The organism is Candidatus Methanoprimaticola sp. MG2 (assembly GCF_047501175.1).
GTDB lineage: Archaea > Thermoplasmatota > Thermoplasmata > Methanomassiliicoccales > Methanomethylophilaceae > Methanoprimaticola.
The window spans coordinates 48,616-66,231 of the sequence record NZ_JBEQWH010000003.1 but is presented as its reverse complement, the minus strand read 5'-3'; the positions used below and the strand labels follow the sequence as shown (position 1 = coordinate 66,231).

The window sequence follows — 17,616 nt, the reverse complement described above, 5'->3', positions numbered from 1 at the left end:
GCGACAGCCGCGAGGAGTTTGAGCTTGCACTGCCCCCCCCCCCGTGACTTCCATTTTATTCGTTTTCATATGATTTCCTCCGAAGGTTTGAATCTCCGGTCGACGCTCGAATTCCGTTCTCTCTCCAGATCGCGGTCCTCTCACGTCTATCCCGCTGATTCTGACGATAGTATAAGTCCAAATCCCGAGTGGATTCAACGAACGTAGCAGAAAACCGATATGATTCCTTCGGGGGCACACACCAATGAATCAAAGAGAGGAAGACGTGCCTCCTCGCCTCAGGAGGCACTGTTTCAAAATCAAATCACCTCACAATGTGGGCTGCGATGTCGATCTCCATGTTCCCGGTGGCCTTGAATCCGATCAGCATCGTGTTTTCATGCACCTGGTGTATGACACCGGTGGCATTGGTCATCTTCACGGTAAGGGTCATGTCGTACTTCTTTCCGTCCGGGTCCGTCATTGTGAACTTGAAGCACTGGTCCTCCTCGCTCCAGACGAATCCGGAACAATAGTCCGAGGTGGTTATCTCGATCACGTTACCAGCAGTCTTGTAGACGGGATCCATCCCCAACATGCTGGGCGTCTTCCCGTTGAGCTCGACATTCATACCGATGCCCAGGTCGCTCTTGGTGAACGAAGTGACGTTGTACACTGTCTTCTCTCCCCACTGCGCATAGAGTTTCACGGTCTTGTGACCGTAGTCGATGCTGTCCCCGGGAAGGTAGACTATTCCGGTCCCATCGGCCTTGGTGTTCCAGTTGATGAACACCTTGTCGGGATACGAGAACCATCTGCTGCCGTCGATGACAGTGGTCGACGAGAGCTCGTAGTGGTCCTTCTCCCCCGTTCCCCCGTTGGGGTAGTAGAGGACGCCCTCCGTTATCGTGACGTTGTCGTCTTTGTCACCGCCTCCCAGGGCGAATGCGGCCGCGACGACGGCCACCACTGCCACGACGGCGACGACGCCTATCAGAACTTTTCCGTTCATGCGAACGAATCAGTGGGCATAGTAGAAATAACGTTCCCATGGATGTCTGGCCACGATCGCCCGAGACCACTGGATCGGGCGCAAAGTCATTATCCGACCCCCGTCTAGCCCCGTCTCATGTCAGGCAGGTCCGTCGAGCCGTACGTCGTGAGGGGGCACGCCCTCGACGGGCAGCAGATGTCCGCGGTGACCGACGACTCCCCCACGCAGCTGGTGATCGCCGGTGCCGGCACCGGCAAGACGACCACGCTGATCGGGAAGGTCAGGCATCTGGTGGAGCAGGGGGAGGACCCGTCCCGCATCCTGATGATCTCGCTGACCAACAACACCGTGGCAGACCTCAGGGGCGCGGTCGAAGCCGAGTTCGGTCCGGACTTCCCTGCGGATGTCATGACCATCCATGCCCTCGGGAACAGGATCTACGGCAGGAGGCCGTGCGTCGGCAGCGTGAGGAACGGCATCCTGAAGCGCATCATGTACGACCTGGTCCAGGAGGACCGCCCCTCCGCCAGGGCGCTGATGGCGTACATAGACGGCATGAGGCAGGCGGGATCGTCGGACCTCAGCCTCAACGGGACGTTCATACGCGAGCGCGGCCTCAGGACGGTGGCCGACGCGCTGTTCAGGTGCGGTATCGGATGCGGCTACTCCAAGGCGGTCCAGTCCAGGGACGGGACGTCCCCCGCTTACATCTCCGTGGACCACGGCGGCGTCAGGTTCGAGCTCCGTTCCGACGACCCCGCCGTCATCGATGCGGGGAGGAGGCCGGGGTCCTGCTACGAGCTCATCGGCAGGATGGGCCTGGACTGCAGCCCGATCAACGTCAACGACCTCGCGTCGAACGTGCTCATGGCATGGAACGACAGGATACCCGAGTCCATCGGGGCGCTCATATCCAGGTGCAAGTGCACGCGCACCTCCATCCGCGACCTGCGCAGGGCGAACGATTGCAACCCGTCGTCCGTCAGAGCGACCGTGGCCGACAAGCTGGACCTCCTGAACAGGATATGGGACCTATACACCCTGGAGTGCATCGGCGGGGACATGGCGGACTACGACGACATGGTCATCCAGTCCGCCGAGTCGGTCCGCGCCGGAGGGGACCCGGGCAAGGGGTACGACCATGTGCTGATCGACGAGTACCAGGACGTGTCCCCCATACTGGTGGACCTGGTCAGGGCGCTGCGCGAGAGGATGGGGTTCGGACTGTTTTGCGTGGGGGACGACTGGCAGAGCATATACTCGTTCTCGGGCGGGGACGTTTGGCAGTTCTACGACTTCGGCAGTGTCTGGAAGGGATGGGGGGAACCGTCCGTGAGGAGGATCGAGACCACATACCGCTGTCCGCAGCAGGTCGTGGAGATGACCAGTCGCTTCGTGTCCAAGAACCCCATGCAACAGAGGAAGGACGTCAGGGGGCTGTCCTCTTCGGAATCCCCTCCCGTGATCCTCCTGCCGGTCGATTCCGACAGGGGGATAGCGAGGATGGTCGCCAACCGTCTGGACCACATACCCGCGGAGGAGTCCGTGTTCGTGATCGGGAGGACCCGCAACGACATCTACGCGTTCGGCGGCGGGAGCTCGCAGTTCCGCTTCGGGCAGTCCGATGCCAGGGGCTCGGGGACCGTGGACGTGACGTACAGGAGATGGGACGAGGACTGCGCGGACTGGAGGGACGTGCGCGACCTGACGTTCCTCACGGCCCATTCGTCCAAGGGCCTGGAGGCGGACAACGTGTTCATCCTGGTGGACAGGGACCGCGGCGGCTTCCCGTCCACCCTGTCCACGGACATCGACGAGCTGTTCCGCACGAGGGACGAGGGCATCCCGTACCCGGAGGAGAGGAGGGTGCTGTACGTGGCGATGACGCGTGCGAGGAAGAGGGTCTTCCTGGTCAACCGCATGGACGACGAGTCCTACGCGCTGTCGTCGGAGACCCCGTTCATGTCCGAGCTGATCGAGGACAACGGCGCCATGATAACGAGGTCCACGCCGTTCTGCGGGGAGTGCTTCGGACCGATGAGGATCGTCTCGTACGGCGGAAGGACGTTCTACGGATGCTGCGACTATCCGAACTGCAGGGGCACGCGCGAGTTCAAGGGATTCTGAGAACGGGAGAGAAGGGGATCGGAACGGTGACCCAGTCGAGACTCGGGTTCTCGAGTGTGAGTTCGGGACCGCTTGCCCTCCGGGGTATGGATTGGCGGGGACCTATAAAACCGCTTCTGATGGGGGCCGTCCCGCATCACGCGGTATCGCGATACTTAGGAGTATTCCGTCTGGTGCCCCCGACGTGGAAGATGCGGTCTCGGAAGTCCCCGGGCCGGAGTCCGGGGACATGTCCGACCGTTCGACTCATTCGATGAGTTCCGAGATCCATTCCCTCTCGTCGTCCGATATCTTCCCGTCCACGGCGCAGACCATCATGCACAGGAGGACGATGTCGTCCTTGAGCTGGGGCGAGACCTGTCCGATCATGTCGACCATCAGGTCCATGACGTTCTTGATGTCCTCGGGCTTGTGGAGTCCCGCATCGTGGAAGATCTTCTGCGCGTCCCCGAAGCCGACATCGCCCCCGTACAGGATGTCCAGGACCGGTTTGATCAGGCCGAACTCCTCCTCCGTGAGCCTCCCGTCAGCCGCGACGGCGCACATCAGGAAGTCGGTGAAGATGGAGATCGCATCCACGCCGTCCTGTGTGATGTCGGTGAGGCCTTCCAGCACGTTGGAGGCCTTGTCGTTCAGGATGTCGTTGAAGGAGGTGGGTTCCATCTGCTCGAGGACCTCGCATAGCATGTCGAAATGGGTCATCGGATGATGCTATCCGGGCATCATATAAAAGCGACCATCGGGAAGCTTCGTTCGGGCGGAAGGATATTTGATACATAATTGAAATCCAAATATACCGAAAAATACTATAATGTGAACGGTTACACTACCACCACTATGATGAGTATAGAAGAGGAGATCGAGATCGTCGAGAAGATGAAGAAGAGGAACAACAGCGAGGCCGAATATGCCGACGGCATGCTCAGCGTCCTGAGGATGGTCGCCGAGGGAAAGACCCCTGCGGAGATCAAGGCATACGTGAACAACACGCTGAAGTGTCTCGAGTGCGACTGAACCAAAGGTCCCGGACAGTGTCCGGGACACACCCCATCCCATCTGAAAGATTTGATAAATCCCGTCCGCCATCCGGCTTCATGGACGAGGAGTCTTCCACCGTTGGGACGAGCGGCCTCCGCACCGCACTGCTGGAGCTGGCGGGCACCATCCTTCTGGCATTCGGGATAATCGGGATATTCCTGCCCATCCTGCCGACCACGCCGTTCGTCATTGCCGCCGCGTTCTGCTTCTCCGCCAACCCTCGTGTCCAGAGCAAGATCGTCAACAGTCCGTTCTTCGGCGATTACATCCGCGGATGGAAGGAGAAGCGTCCGATCCCGTTCAGGTCCCGTGTCCAGGGCATCCTCTTAGTGTGGGCCACGCTCACGATAGGCATGGTCTTCTTCATGAAGGAGGACTGGCTCAGAGCTCTCCTGATCATCGTCGGCATCTGCGTGACGATACATCTCCTGACCATATGCAGGGGCGGGAAGGGTCCCTCGGAGCGATCCCGACGACCTTCTGCGTATCAGTCCGCCCATCATCGCCACGGACAGCATCATGAGGGCGATGCCCAGGACGTCCATGACGTTCAGGGTCTCGCCGAACGCGAGGGCCCCGACCACCGCGGCGAACACTATCTCCGTCGCCATGGCGACGGAAACGGCACTGGCATCCGTCATCGACAGGGCCTTCATGTCCAGGAGGAACGGGACCAGGGTCATCATCACACCTATGACCAGTATGTCCGAGACGATCCCGACGTCCAAGGTCACGTCCCATCCCGACAGGATCGAGACGGGCATGACGAACGCCGTACCGAACAGGAACATGTAGAACACCGACGTCAGCGTGCCGATCCCCCTGTCGGACGCTATCCTCCCTCCCATGGTGTAGACCGCGTAGAGAAGTCCGGCGGATGCGCCTGCGGCGATCCCGGCCATGGAGGACGACGCCCCTCCGACCACCCCTGACACCAGCACGCATCCCAGGAACCCCAGCACCACCGCCGCGACCTTGGGGCGGGTGAGGTCCTCCTTGTGCATGATGACCGCGAATGCGAGCACGTAGTACGGGGAGGTGTTCAGCAGGAGGGCGGACACCGACAGGTCCGCCTCCGCCTGGCTGGTGAACAGCAGGATGTCGCAGAGCACCTTCGACACCCCGAAGAACATCAGGACCGCCGCATCCCTGAGGCGTATGCGCAGCGATCCCCTGTCGAACAGCACGAGGGCGAGACCGAGCACGGCGGCCGTCACGGCGAACCTCGCCGCGGCGATCTGCATGGGTCCCATCCCCTGGTCCATGAGGCTGCGGGAGACCACCCCTATCGTTCCGAGGAGCGCGGAGGCCATGACCGCCATGAGGATCGCCTTCGCCCTGTCGTTCATCGGGAGTGGCACGGTATGTGGAGAAATAAAGATAAGGGTGAGAGGGGAGGCCCCTCCCTTTGCGATCAGTAGGAGACGCCCTGCCAGATCATGGCGTTGGCGACCTTCTCGAATCCGGCGATGTTCGCACCGGCCACGAGGTTGCCCTCCATGCCGTACCTCTTGGCGGCCTCGGAGGAGTTCTTGTAGATGGTCTGCATGATTCCCTTCAGCTTGGCATCGACCTCCTCGAAGGACCAGGACAGCCTTGCGCTGTTCTGGCTCATCTCGAGGGCGGACGTGGCGACCCCTCCTGCGTTGGCCGCCTTCGCGGGACCGAAGAGGATCCCCGCCTTCTGGAACTGGGCGATGGCCCCGGGGGTGCTGGGCATGTTGGCCCCCTCGGCCACTGCGATGCATCCGTTGCTGATGAGGACCTTCGCGCTCTCCTCGTCCAGCTCGTTCTGCGTCGCGCAGGGCAGGGCGATGTCGCAGGGGATGGTCCAGATGCCGGAGCATCCCTCGGTGTACTTGGCGCTGGGGACGTAGTCGAGGTAGGTCTTTATCCTGGCCCTCTTGACTTCCTTGATCTCCTTGATGACCTTGTAGTCGATCCCGTTGGGGTCGTAGATGTATCCGTTGGAGTCGGACAGGGCGATGACCTTGCCTCCCAGCTGGGTGGCCTTCTGGGTGGCGTAGATGGCGACGTTGCCGGATCCGGAGATGACGACGTTCTTCCCCTCGAACGACTTGCCGGCATCCTTGAGCATCTCGTCGGTGAAGTAGCAGAGGCCGTATCCGGTGGCCTCGGTCCTGGCGAGGGATCCTCCGGCCCCGATGGCCTTTCCGGTGAGGACTCCGGTGAACTCGTTCTGGAGCCTCTTGTACTGGCCGAACATGTATCCGATCTCCCTTCCGCCCACTCCGATGTCTCCTGCGGGGACGTCGGTGTCAGGTCCGATGTGCTTCGCGAGCTCGGTCATGAAGGACTGGCAGAAGCGCATGACCTCCATGTCGGACTTGCCCTTGGGGTCGAAGTCGGACCCTCCCTTTCCTCCGCCTATGGGGAGGGTGGTGAGGCTGTTCTTGAAGATCTGCTCGAATCCGAGGAACTTGAGGATGGACAGGTTGACGGAGGGGTGAAGCCTGAGACCGCCCTTGTAGGGTCCGATCGCGGAGTTGAACTGGACGCGGTATCCGCGGTTGACCTGGACCTTTCCGCTGTCGTCCACCCAGGGGACCCTGAACATGATGACCCTCTCGGGCTCGACGAGCCTCTCGATGACACCGTTGGCCTGGATGTCGGGCCTTGCCTCGACGACCGGCTGGAGGGATTCGAGGACCTCCTCCACTGCCTGAAGGAACTCCTTCTGTTCGGGGTTGCGCTGCACGAGTCCATCGTAGACGGTCTTCAGATAGCTGTTGGTGATTGCCATATTCACACCTTTGGACTGTTGTGTCCTTGATGTCTAGATTTCACATCATATATTAAATAAATGTGGTACTGTATTATGTTATATTCGTTCAAGTATCTATATTTTATAATATTATTTAGATATTTGTGATGTAAGATTGAGATGAAGATGAATAAGTGTCGGTTGCGGTTCCGCACTGAGATTTGTCGCATCCATCGGAATCATACTGACGCAAATGAACTGCCGTCAGGCATCCGATTAGATGAAAGAAGGATAATCGGGCGATTATCGGATCAGCGGTCCAAGAGAGCCGGATGAGAAACGGAAAGGGTCCCGCCCCGTGTCCGGGGCGGGTTTGTGGTCCCGTCAGTCGAGACCGTGGAACTCCTTCATGCTCCTGACGCCCAGGGCGCCGGACCTCGCCACCTTGATGGACCCGACGGCGATCTCCGCGCCCTGACAGGTCGTCATGAACGGGATCTCCAGCTCGACGGCGAGCCTCCTCATGGTGTATCCGTCGCGGACGGCCCCGGACCTCTGGGTCGGGGTGTTGATGACCAGATTGATCTTGCCGTCCCTCATGAGGCCGACGGCGTTGGGCTTCTGGTTCTCGTCCAGCCTGAACACGGGGATGTTCTCGATCCCGTGCTCCCTGAGGTACGTGGACGTCCCCTTGGTGGCGTAGATGGTGAACCCCATGTCGGCCAGCTCCTTGGCGGGACCGAGTATCCTGGGCTTGTCGTTGTCGTTGACGGTGATGTACACGCCGCCCTCGGTGGGAAGCTTATTCCCCGCCGCGATGAGCGCCTTGTAGCATGCCCTGTAGAAGTCCTCGTCTATGCCCATGACCTCCCCGGTGCTCTTCATCTCCGGGGTCAGGATGGAGTCGACTCCGGGAAGCTTGAGGAACGGGAACACGGACGCCTTCACGGCGAAGTGGTCTATCGGGCGGTATCCTTTGAGGCCGAAGTCCTTCAGGGTCTTCCCCAGCATGATCTTGACACCGATCTTCGCCAGGGGGATCCCGGTGGCCTTGGATATGAACGGTACGGTCCTGGACGCCCTGGGGTTGGCCTCGATCATGAACACCTGTCCGTCCTTCACGGCCAGCTGGAGGTTCATAAGTCCCTTGATGTTCAGGGCGAGTGCGACCTTCTCGGCGATCCCGACGATCTCGTCGACGGTCTCCTGCCTCAGGGTGAACGGGGGCATGACCATGGTCGCGTCACCGGAGTGGCATCCGGCGTACTCGACGTGCTCCATGATGCCTCCGATGTAGACGTCCGTGCCGTCGCAGACGCAGTCCACGTCGATCTCGACCGCCTCGGTGAGGTACTTGTCGATCAGGATGGGGTGGTTGCGGGACACCTTGACGGCCGTCTCCACATAGGTCTTGAGCTCGTCGGTGGAGTAGACGATCTCCATCGCCCTCCCTCCGAGGACGTAGGACGGTCTGACGAGCACGGGGTATCCGATGCTCTCGGCGATCTGCTTCGCCTCCTCGAACGAGTATCCCGTCCCGGATGCGGGCTGCTTGATCCCAAGCTGGTCCATGAGGGCGGAGAACCTCCTCCTGTCCTCGGCCACGTCCATGCTGTCGGGGCTGGTGCCCAGGACCTTGCACTTGGTCCCCTCGAGGGCCTTCTCCAGGTCCACGGCCAGGTTGACGGATGTCTGTCCTCCGTACTGGACGATGACCCCTTCGGCATCCTCGGCCTCGATGACGTTCAGGACGTCCCCGAGGGTCAGGGGCTCGAAGTACAGGCGGTCGGATATGTCGTAGTCGGTGGAGACTGTCTCGGGGTTGTTGTTGACGATGACCGCGTCGACACCCTCCTCCTGCAGTGCCATGACGCCATGGACGCAGCAGTAGTCGAACTCGATCCCCTGTCCGATCCTTATGGGTCCGGCCCCGACCAGGACGACCTTCCTCTTACCGTCGTCGGGAAGCACCTCGCTGGTCTTCCCGTAGGTGCTGTAGAAGTAGGGGGTCTGTGCGGCGAACTCGGCGGCACAGGTGTCGACCATCTTGTAGACGGGCCTGATGCCCTCCTTGTTGCGCATCGCACGTATGTCCAGGGGGTCCGTCCCGCGGATCTCGGCGATGGTCTCGTCAGAGAATCCCATTGACTTGGCCTGCCTCAGGGTCTCGGTGTCGATGCCTACTTTGAGCTTCTCCTCCATGTCGACGACGTTGCGGATCTTCTTCACGTAGAACGTGTCCCATTTGGCGAGGTCCGCGACCTTCTCGACGGGCCATCCCTTCCTGAGGGCCTCGGCGATGGCGAATATGCGCCTGTCCGTGGCGTTGATGAGCTCCTCCTCCAGCTCCGCATCGGTCATCTCGATCCTGTCGAGGCCCTTGACCCCGATCTCCAGGGACCTGAGTCCCTTCAGCAGGGCCTCCTCGAAGGTCCTTCCGATGGCCATGACCTCCCCGGTGCTCTTCATCTGCGTCCCGAGGTGGCGGTCCACGGTGCGGAACTTGTCGAAGGGCCAGCGTGGAATCTTGATGACGACGTAGTCGATGGAGGGCTCGAACGCGGCATAGGTGGTGCCGGTGATGTTGTTGGGGATCTCGTCGAGGGTGTACCCGACGGCGATCTTGGTGGCCACACGCGCGATGGGGTATCCGGTGGCTTTGGATGCGAGGGCGGACGACCTCGAGACACGGGGGTTGACCTCGATCAGGCGGTAGTCGCTGTTCTCGGGATTGAATGCGAACTGGACGTTGCACCCGCCCTCGATGCCGAGTGCGCGGATGACCTTGATGGCGGCGGTCCTGAGGCGCTGGTGGTCCTTGTCCGACAGGGTCAGGCAGGGTGCCACAACGATGCTCTCCCCGGTGTGGATGCCCATCGCGTCCAGATTCTCCATGTTACATATGATGATGCAGTTGTCGTTCGCGTCGCGCATCACCTCGTACTCGTACTCCTTCCATCCGAGGACGCTCTCCTCGATCAGGACCTGGTGGATCCTGGAGTACGCGAGACCGCGGGCGCAGATGTCCTCGAGCTCGGCCTCGTCGTAGGCGATCCCTCCCCCGGTCCCGCCCAGCGTGTATGCCGGCCTGACCAGGACGGGGTACCTGCCGATGATCTTGACGGCCTCCTTGGCCTCCTCTATGGAGTTGACGCTCCTCGACACGGGGACGGGCTCCCCGATGCGCTCCATGGTCTCCTTGAAGAGCTCCCTGTCCTCGGACATGGCGATGGCCTCGGGCTGCGTGCCCACGAGGGCGGCCCCGAGCCTCTCGAGCTCCCCGGAGTCCGCGAGCTCGGAACAGATGTTGAGCGCGGTCTGTCCGCCCATTCCGGACACGACCCCGTCGACACCCTCCTTCTCGATGATCTTCGCGACGCTCGCGGCATCGAGGGGCTCGATGTAGACGCTGTCCGCGGTGTCCGGGTCTGTCTGGATCGTCGCGGGGTTCGAGTTGACCAGGACGGTCTTGTAGCCCTCCTCGCGGAGTGAGCGGCAGGCCTGCGATCCGGAGAAGTCGAACTCGGCCGCCTGTCCGATGACGATGGGCCCGGACCCGATGACCATGAGCTTCTTGTAATCCTTCCTCATTTTCTCTCCCCCTTGATTGTCCTCTGGAACTGGTCGAAGAGGAACATTGTGTCCCACGGTCCCGCGGATGCCTCGGGGTGGTACTGTGACGTGAATATCGGGAGGTCCTTGTGCTTGACCCCTTCGACGGAGCCGTCGTTGATGTTGAACTGGTCCGCGATCAGACCGGTGCCCTCCAGGCTGTGGTCGTCCACGGCGTACCCGTGGTTCTGCGAGGTGATGTACACCTTCCCATTGTACTTCACGGGCTGGTTCGTACCCCTGTGACCGAACTTCAGCTTGTAGGTGGATCCGCCCATCGCGATGGCTATGAGCTGGCTCCCGAAGCAGATCCCGTAGAGGGGCAGCTGGGAGGACAGCTCGTCGATGGTGCGTACGGTGGTCTTCGCGATGTCCGGGTGTGCCGGGTCGCCCGGACCGTTGGATATCAGGACCCCTTCGACACCCGAGTCCACCACGACATCCGCGGGCGTGTCGTAGGGGAACGTGATGATGTTGAACCTCGATTTGAGGTCCCTGGGGATTCCGGCCTTCACGCCGCAGTCGATCAGACCCACGGTGATGTCCTTCCCCATGTCCTCCTTCGTTATCTCTTTGCACGCGACCTTCGCGACCAGGTTGCTCTCGGAGGGTGCGGGCATCTTCTTCAGGTTGGATATGACGCCTTCCAGGTCGGAGCCGTCGGATGTGATCATCCCCTTGACGGTCCCTCCCGTGCGGATCCTGATGACTAGGTCGCGGGTGTCGATTCCGGATATCCCCGGGACCCCGAATTGCTTCAGGAAGTCGTCCAGCGTCCTTCCGCCGTACATGGGGGAAGGCTCCGTGCAGTACTCCCTGACCACCAGTCCGCGGACGTGTATCCCGGAGGACTGGTTGAAGTCCTCGTTGATCCCATAGTTGCCGATGAGCGGGTACGTCATGACGAGGATCTGTCCCTCGTAGGAAGGGTCCGTTAGACTCTCCTGGTATCCGCACATCCCGGTTCCAAAAACGACCTCTCCGCAGGCATCCGAAACGCCGCCGAAGAGCTCACCCTCATAAACGGTCCCGTCCTCCAGGACCAAATATCCGCGTGCCATCGGAGAATTCTCAGATTCACGTACTGTATATATGCCCTTGGACGAAGGGCGAACAGTCGCAATTTACGGTTGTCCGACTTCGGACAAAACCGCTTACTGGCGACTTACAGGGCACGGTGCCGGTGCGTTCGGCGGTATTATGTCTGATGATGCCATTGGGTCCACCATGCGCATCCTGGGCGAAGACCCCGCGTCCGGCGGGATCAAGGTCCTCATAGAGACCGACGAGGACATCTGGCACCTGTACAACGTGATCGAGGTGGGGGACCTGGTCACCGCCTCCACCACCCGCAGGGAGGAGAAGGCCGCCGACAAGCTCAGGGCGGAGCGTGCGGAGAAGAAGAGGATGACCCTCGGTGTCCGCATGGAGAAGATCGAGTTCTCCGAGGAGGACCTGAGGCTCAAGCTGCTGGGGACCATCGAGACCGGACCCCAGGACATCGGGCAGCACCACACCCTCATCCTGGAGAACGGGGACTCGCTTACGATATCCAAGCCTCACTGGAGGGAGACCCAGCTGGAGAGGATCAAGCGTGCAGTGGCCGATTCCAAGAAGCCCAGGATCGTGTTCGTGTCGCTGGACCAGGACGATGCCACCATCGCCGTGCTCCGGCAGTACGGGCTCAAGGAGGTCGTCAGCATAAGGTCCGGACGCTCCGGCAAGCAGTACGCGGAGAAGCCCCAGGTCGACGGGTACCATGCCGAGATAGCATCGAAGCTCGAGCCCCTCATAGAGCCCAACATGCCCGTGGTCCTCCTGGGCCCCGGGTTCGAGAAGGAGACGCTGGCGGACGACCTGAAGAGGATGCGTCCCGACCTGTTCGGAAAGACCTACGTGTACCACACGGGGCAGTGCGGCATGGCCGGCATAAACGAGCTCCTCAAGGCGGGGATGGGCGCGGACGTCCTCAGGGACTCATCCGTCGGAAGCGAGATCGAGGCCGTGGAGCGCCTGATGTCGGAGATATCCAAGCCGGAGGGTCTCGGGACGTACGGTACAGAGGAGGTGAGGAACGCCTCCTTGGCGGGGGCCGTGGACCTCCTCCTCATCCTGGACTCCAAGGTGAGGGAGCAGGACCTGGACGATGTCGTCCGCGCGGTCGAGAGCCAGAAGGGCACAGTCATGGTCGTGTCCGGACAGCATGACGGCGGCAAGTCACTGGCATCCCTGGGAGGGATGGGTGCGATCCTCAGGTACAAGCTGGGATGAGGCGTCCCGTCCGCGAAAGCGATTTACGGCATCGGTCCGCTACAGTGTCGATACAATGGCATTCGCACTCACCACGCTGCATGTTAAGGACCTCGACGAGAGTGTCAGATACTACACGGAGAACTTCGGCATGCCCGTGATAGCCAGGTTCCCTGCCGGGGACCATGAGATCGCCATGCTCGGCGAGGCCGGTCACGCCCATCTGGAGCTCATCGGGGACGGGACGGGGGACGTCGACAGCAGCCAGTTCTCCATCGGATTCTACGTCGATGACGCCGGGACGCTGGCAAAGAGGCTGGACGAGGGGTTCGTCGGACCCATCTCCCCCAACCCGCACATCAGGTTCTTCTTCGTCAGGGACCCGGACGGCTATTCCGTGGAGATAATCGAGGAGCTCGATTGACACCTGATGCGGTCGGTACACGGTCGGAATCCGCATACCGCCGATTCGAACGTTTTTATAGCGCACGCATATATGGTATGACGACCAAGACCGTCGGGCGAACGACGGGGATTTGGATGGGATGCATATGAAGACCAAGAATGAGGTAGTTGACCTTCTGAACAAGCCCCTCTGCGTCTGCGACTCCACCCTCTGTGCCGGGGAGCAGACCGCGGGTGCGGTGTTCTCGAACATCGAGAAATACAGGATCGCCCAGCATCTGGATGCCGCCGGTGTCCCCCAGATAGACGTCGGCATGCCCGGCATCGGGAAGGAAGAGAAGGTCACCGTGAAGCACATAGCCCGCATGGGGCTGTCCGCCTCGATCATGGCGTCCTGCAGGGCGGAGGTCAACGAGGTCAACGACTGCATAGACTGCGATGTCGACGCGATCTCGATCTCGCTCCCCTCGTCGGACATACAGATCAAGTCCCTCTACGAGAAGGATCACGAATGGGTCATGGACAAGCTCTACGAGGCCACGGACTACGCTGCGCAGCACGGACTCTACATCTGCTGTGTGGCAGAGGATGCAGCCAGGGCCGACCTGGGGTTCCTCATAGACTATGCGAAGCTCGCCAGGGAGGCGGGTGCCGACCGTTTCGCGTACAGCGACTCCATCGGGATCGAGGACCCCTTTACCTGCAACGACCGCATCGAGATGCTCAGGAAGATCGCCAACATCAACGTGGAGATCATCTCCCGTGACGATTTCGGGATGGCTACCGCGAACACCGTCGCGGCCATAAAGGCCGGTGCGAAGTTCGCCAGGGTAACGTCCATGGGGATCGGTCAGAGGGCGGGATGCGCGCCTCTCGAGGAGGTCGTCATGGCCTCCAAGCACATGCTCGGCATCGACACCGGCATCGACACCACCAAGCTCCGCACGATCGCAGAGCTCGTGTCCAGCGCCTCCGGGGTCCCCATATCCCCGAGCAAGCCCATCATCGGGGCCAAGTGCTTCGCGCAGGAGTCCGGTCTCGCTTACAACCGCTCGGTCCTGGAGCCCTACGACCCTGCAGAGGTCGCGATGGAGAGGTCCCTCGTCATCGGGAAGCACTCCGTGACCAACACCATCATCGCCGCGATGAAGGAGATGGACATCGAGATCAGCAAGACCGATGCGGACAACCTCCTGGTCCTTGTCAGGAGGGCATCTTCCCAGATGCACCGCAGCCTCACCCAGAGCGAGCTGTTCCTGCTGTACGAGGACATGATGTCCGGGAACAACACCTTCGACGACGTCTCGGACGAGCCTGTCGAGCAGTGATGCAAACCGGCCTGCCCCGTCGGGGCAGGCCATGAATCCCTCCTGGACCGTTCGGAGGGATCCTACCTATCTACGCTATTATGTTTATTGTCTGATATCTTTAGAGTTGACTGTTTTATATCCACCTGCTGTGGAAAACCATATGTTTCTCAGGATCAGCGACCTTATAGAGTGCAGACACATCACCAGCATCATCGCATGTCTGTACATGAGGGGGGCGATGCCCAAGACCGCACTGTACAGCAGCGTGTCGACGAACCCTCGGATGGGATAGAAGATAGACCTCCTGGTGGAGAACGGGATCGTCCAGACCGAGAACCGTGGAAGGTGCATCGAGGTCAGTCTCACGGAGAAGGGGCACACGCTGGCGGATTCCCTCTGCAGGATGGAGGAGGACCTCTACGGGAACGTGGGGGACGAAGGCCACATTATTCAAGGTGACTGCTATTACGGTGAGAACCATGAGGACACTAATTGTGAATGGTTCTCCAAGGCCGAACGGAAACACCGCGACATTGGTGGATTCGATCGTGAAGGCATTTCCCGATGCGGACAGGCCAGACGTCGTGAACATTTATCCCATGTCCATAGCAGGCTGTCGCAACTGCGGGGCCTGCCAGAGGGGAGCCGTGGACGGATACTGTACCATCAAGGACGACATGTCCCGGCTCTATGATATGTATCTTGATGCGGACCTCGTGATATTCGCATCCCCGATATACATGTGGCAGTTCACGGCATGCACCAACGCGTTCATGAGCAGGCTGCATTGCATGTTCAGGGAAGGCGGGGCCGTGAACCTGGAGAAGGGCAAGAGGATCGCCGTCGCGATGACTATGGGCGACGACGAGTTCGTTGCCGGTTCCGTGATGAACGGGGTCCTGGACTTCTGCGAGTACTTCCAGCTCAGGTACGTGGGAGCCATCGCCGTCCCGTTCGCCGACAAGGACCAGATAGCCCGTCCGCTCTATCAGGAGAGGATCTCCGATTTCGTCGAGCGGATAAGGGCCGAGTGAGGTCAGAAGAACATCATCGCCGCTGCGACATCATGTGCCACGATCCAGTTCCACGAGCCTTGGAAGATGTACTCCACTCCGAGTCCCGCGATGAGCAGACCTATGATCCTGGATGTGATGTTCAGCGGCTTCTCTCCGACAGCTCTCATGATGTACGGGGCGCAGCGGAGCAGCAGCCATGTCGCGATCAGGGAGATCAGTCCGGCAAGGATAACGGCCATGATCCCGAACTCGGTGGAGAACAGGATGGATGCGGTTATCACTCCCGGTCCGGTGAGGACAGGGGTGGCGATGATCACCCACGGCGCATCCTCCTCGCCCTTCCCGCTGGACAGCTTCAGGGCGAAGATCAGTTCGATGCCCATCATGATCAGGACCAGCCCTCCGGCCACGCGGAAGCTGTCCATCGAGATCCCGAACAGGTCCATCATCGGCTCCCCGATGAAGATGAACGTGAACAGCAGTATGCCTGCCACGAGTATCGCACGGTTGCAGTAGGACTTTACAGTCTTGTCCTCCAGGCCCTTGGTCACCGATATGAACATCGGGAGGCTGGCGAAAGGGTCCATTATGAAGAACAGGGAGGCGGCGATAGAAACGACTGCAAAGACATCCACGGTCTCCCATCGCTGTTCATTTATAAAGGTGTGTGGCCGGCCTTGCGGCCGGCATTGGGAAAAAGGGGTCACTCGTACGATCTGTTGTCAGTGACGTGCTTCGCCTTCCCCTCGAACCTCTTGAGGGTCCCGGGGAGGACCAGCTTGACCTCCGCCTTGATGTTGAGGATGCTCTTGAGGCGGGAGGCGAGCTGTTTGGACATGTTCGCAAGTGCGTTCATGTCCTCTGTCAGGTACTCCTCGTTCAGCTCGACCTCGACGGTCATGGCATCCATGTAGTTGTCGTTCTCCAGGGTGATGTGGTAGAACGGGGAGAGGAACGCCATCTCGCCGATGACGCTCTCGATCTGGGACGGGAACACGTTGACCCCGCGGACCACGAGCATGTCGTCGGTCCTTCCGGAGATCCTTCCGAGACGGGGATGCGTCCTGCCGCAGTCGCACTTCTCCCAGGTGAGCGACGAGATGTCGTTCATCTTGTAGCGGATGAGGGGGAAGGCCTCCTTCTGGAGCATGGTGACGACCATCTCTCCCTTCTCGCCTTCCGCGCACGGGTCCCCGTTCTCGTCGAGGATCTCCATGTACGCGAGGTCCGCCCAGACATGCAGGCCGCTCTGCTCCGCGCATTCTAGGAACATCGGCCCGGACATCTCGCTGGCCCCGTAGCAGTTGTGTATCCTGACCCCGGTCCTGTCCTGCAGCTTGTTCCTCATGCTGTCGGACCAGGGCTCCCCGCCGGCTATGGCGAGCTTGACCTTCGTGTCCCTGCGTATGTCCACTCCAAGACGGTCGCAGGTGTCCGCTATGTGGAACATGTACGACGGGGTGCCCGCCCAAGCGGTCACCGGGAGGTCCTGCATCAGCTGGATCTGCCTCTCGGTGTTGCCGGTGCTTATGGGGAGGACGGTCGCACCTATCCTCTCCGCTCCGTAGTGGACCCCCAGGCCGCCTGTGAAGAGACCGTATCCGTGGAAGTTCTGGAGCATGTCCTTCTTGGTCATGCCGAACGAGGTCATGCCCCTTGCCAGGGACTCGGTCCAGTTGTTCAGGTCGTTCTGTGTGTATCCCACGACGGTGGGCCTGCCGGTGGTCCCCGAGGAGACGTGGACCCTGGTTATCTCGTCGTAGGGCACGGTGAAGAGCTTGTCGGGATAGTTGTCGCGGAGGTCGGTCTTCTTCATGAACGGGATCCTGCGGAACGCATCGAAGTCCGTGACATCGTCCGGGAGCATGTTGACCGAGCGCATCTTCTCGTGGAAGAACGCCGATTTGTCGTACATCTCGCGGACCTTGGCCCTGAGGAGCCTGAGCTGGAGCCTCTCGAGCTCTTCACGGGGCATAGTTTCGATCTCTTCGTTCCAGAACGCCATCTTTTGACCTCTGCTATGTGCTATCAATTAGCACGGATAGGTGTGGTTATAATCGTTCGTATTTAAATCGTGCGGAGGTCCACCGGATACTGGACGAAACCCGCCCTCCCCTATAGTTTTAATACACCTTCCATGACTCGACGACCGTCAATTCC

At 60.4% G+C, this 17,616-nt stretch carries 15 protein-coding genes and 1 pseudogene; 8 read left to right on the top strand and 8 right to left on the bottom strand.

All coding sequences use genetic code 11. The features are described from left to right. Nucleotides 1–304: 304 nt before the first annotated feature. Nucleotides 305–991 carry a hypothetical protein gene (locus tag V5D86_RS02965; protein WP_414595209.1) on the bottom strand — a complete coding sequence of 229 codons (687 nt, stop codon included), beginning with the start codon at nt 989–991 and terminating at the stop codon, nt 305–307. 117 nt (nt 992–1,108) lie between these two features. Here V5D86_RS02965 and V5D86_RS02960 point away from each other — a divergent pair, with 117 nt between their 5' ends. Next, entirely contained in the window at nt 1,109–3,100 is a 1,992-nt protein-coding gene (locus V5D86_RS02960; RefSeq protein ID WP_414595208.1) for a UvrD-helicase domain-containing protein, read from the top strand. Nucleotides 3,101–3,346: 246 nt separating this feature from the next. Here the strand turns inward: V5D86_RS02960 and V5D86_RS02955 are convergent, their stop codons facing one another. Continuing rightward, complete coding sequence (locus V5D86_RS02955) at nt 3,347–3,802, bottom strand: TerB family tellurite resistance protein (protein ID WP_414595207.1); 456 nt, start codon at nt 3,800–3,802, stop codon at nt 3,347–3,349. Between the two features lie 138 nt (nt 3,803–3,940). Here V5D86_RS02955 and V5D86_RS02950 point away from each other — a divergent pair, with 138 nt between their 5' ends. Then, nucleotides 3,941–4,114 (top strand): hypothetical protein, encoded by a 174-nt coding sequence (locus V5D86_RS02950; protein WP_414595206.1) that lies wholly within the window; start codon nt 3,941–3,943, stop codon nt 4,112–4,114. An 80-nt stretch (nt 4,115–4,194) separates the two neighbouring features. After that, nucleotides 4,195–4,515: pseudogene (locus V5D86_RS02945) on the top strand (YbaN family protein); the annotation flags it as partial. On the opposite strand, the gene V5D86_RS02940 reads toward V5D86_RS02945, so the two are convergent. From V5D86_RS02940 to carA, 4 genes are all read right to left on the bottom strand, one after another. Further along, on the bottom strand, nt 4,465–5,460 hold the full coding sequence (locus V5D86_RS02940; protein ID WP_414595354.1) for a DMT family transporter: 996 nt from the start codon (nt 5,458–5,460) through the stop codon (nt 4,465–4,467). The pseudogene V5D86_RS02945 and the gene V5D86_RS02940 sit on opposite strands and share 51 nt — an antisense overlap. Nucleotides 5,461–5,552: 92 nt before the next feature. Further along, nucleotides 5,553–6,902, bottom strand: a complete 1,350-nt coding sequence (gdhA, locus tag V5D86_RS02935) for an NADP-specific glutamate dehydrogenase (RefSeq protein ID WP_414595205.1) — start codon at nt 6,900–6,902, stop codon at nt 5,553–5,555. A 345-nt stretch (nt 6,903–7,247) separates the two neighbouring features. Continuing rightward, entirely contained in the window at nt 7,248–10,454 is a 3,207-nt protein-coding gene (gene carB / locus V5D86_RS02930) for a carbamoyl-phosphate synthase large subunit (protein WP_414595204.1), read from the bottom strand. Then, entirely contained in the window at nt 10,451–11,536 is a 1,086-nt protein-coding gene (carA, locus tag V5D86_RS02925; protein ID WP_414595203.1) for a glutamine-hydrolyzing carbamoyl-phosphate synthase small subunit, read from the bottom strand. The genes carB and carA overlap by 4 nt, the downstream gene beginning before the upstream one ends. Before the next feature lie 139 nt (nt 11,537–11,675). On the opposite strand from carA, the gene V5D86_RS02920 reads away from it, so the two are divergent. The 5 genes from V5D86_RS02920 (at nt 11,676) to V5D86_RS02900 (ending at nt 15,474) form a co-directional block, all read left to right on the top strand. After that, nucleotides 11,676–12,746, top strand: coding sequence for an mRNA surveillance protein pelota (locus V5D86_RS02920; RefSeq protein WP_414595202.1), 1,071 nt, complete (start codon nt 11,676–11,678; stop codon nt 12,744–12,746). A 55-nt stretch (nt 12,747–12,801) separates the two neighbouring features. Further along, complete coding sequence (locus V5D86_RS02915) at nt 12,802–13,149, top strand: VOC family protein (RefSeq protein ID WP_414595201.1); 348 nt, start codon at nt 12,802–12,804, stop codon at nt 13,147–13,149. 127 nt (nt 13,150–13,276) lie between these two features. Beyond that, entirely contained in the window at nt 13,277–14,458 is a 1,182-nt protein-coding gene (gene aksA / locus V5D86_RS02910) for a homoaconitate hydratase (RefSeq protein ID WP_414595200.1), read from the top strand. 142 nt (nt 14,459–14,600) lie between these two features. Next, complete coding sequence (locus V5D86_RS02905) at nt 14,601–14,732, top strand: hypothetical protein (RefSeq protein WP_414595199.1); 132 nt, start codon at nt 14,601–14,603, stop codon at nt 14,730–14,732. A gap of 187 nt (nt 14,733–14,919) precedes the next feature. Then, a complete protein-coding gene (locus tag V5D86_RS02900; protein WP_414595198.1) occupies nt 14,920–15,474 on the top strand; it encodes a flavodoxin family protein in 555 nt (184 codons plus the stop codon). Between the two features lie 2 nt (nt 15,475–15,476). Here the strand turns inward: V5D86_RS02900 and V5D86_RS02895 are convergent, their stop codons facing one another. Together V5D86_RS02895 and V5D86_RS02890 are read right to left on the bottom strand one after the other, a co-directional pair. After that, on the bottom strand, nt 15,477–16,091 hold the full coding sequence (locus tag V5D86_RS02895; RefSeq protein WP_414595197.1) for a MarC family protein: 615 nt from the start codon (nt 16,089–16,091) through the stop codon (nt 15,477–15,479). A 68-nt stretch (nt 16,092–16,159) separates the two neighbouring features. Further along, complete coding sequence (locus V5D86_RS02890) at nt 16,160–17,461, bottom strand: phenylacetate--CoA ligase family protein (RefSeq protein WP_414595196.1); 1,302 nt, start codon at nt 17,459–17,461, stop codon at nt 16,160–16,162. Between the last annotated feature and the right edge of the window lie 155 nt (nt 17,462–17,616).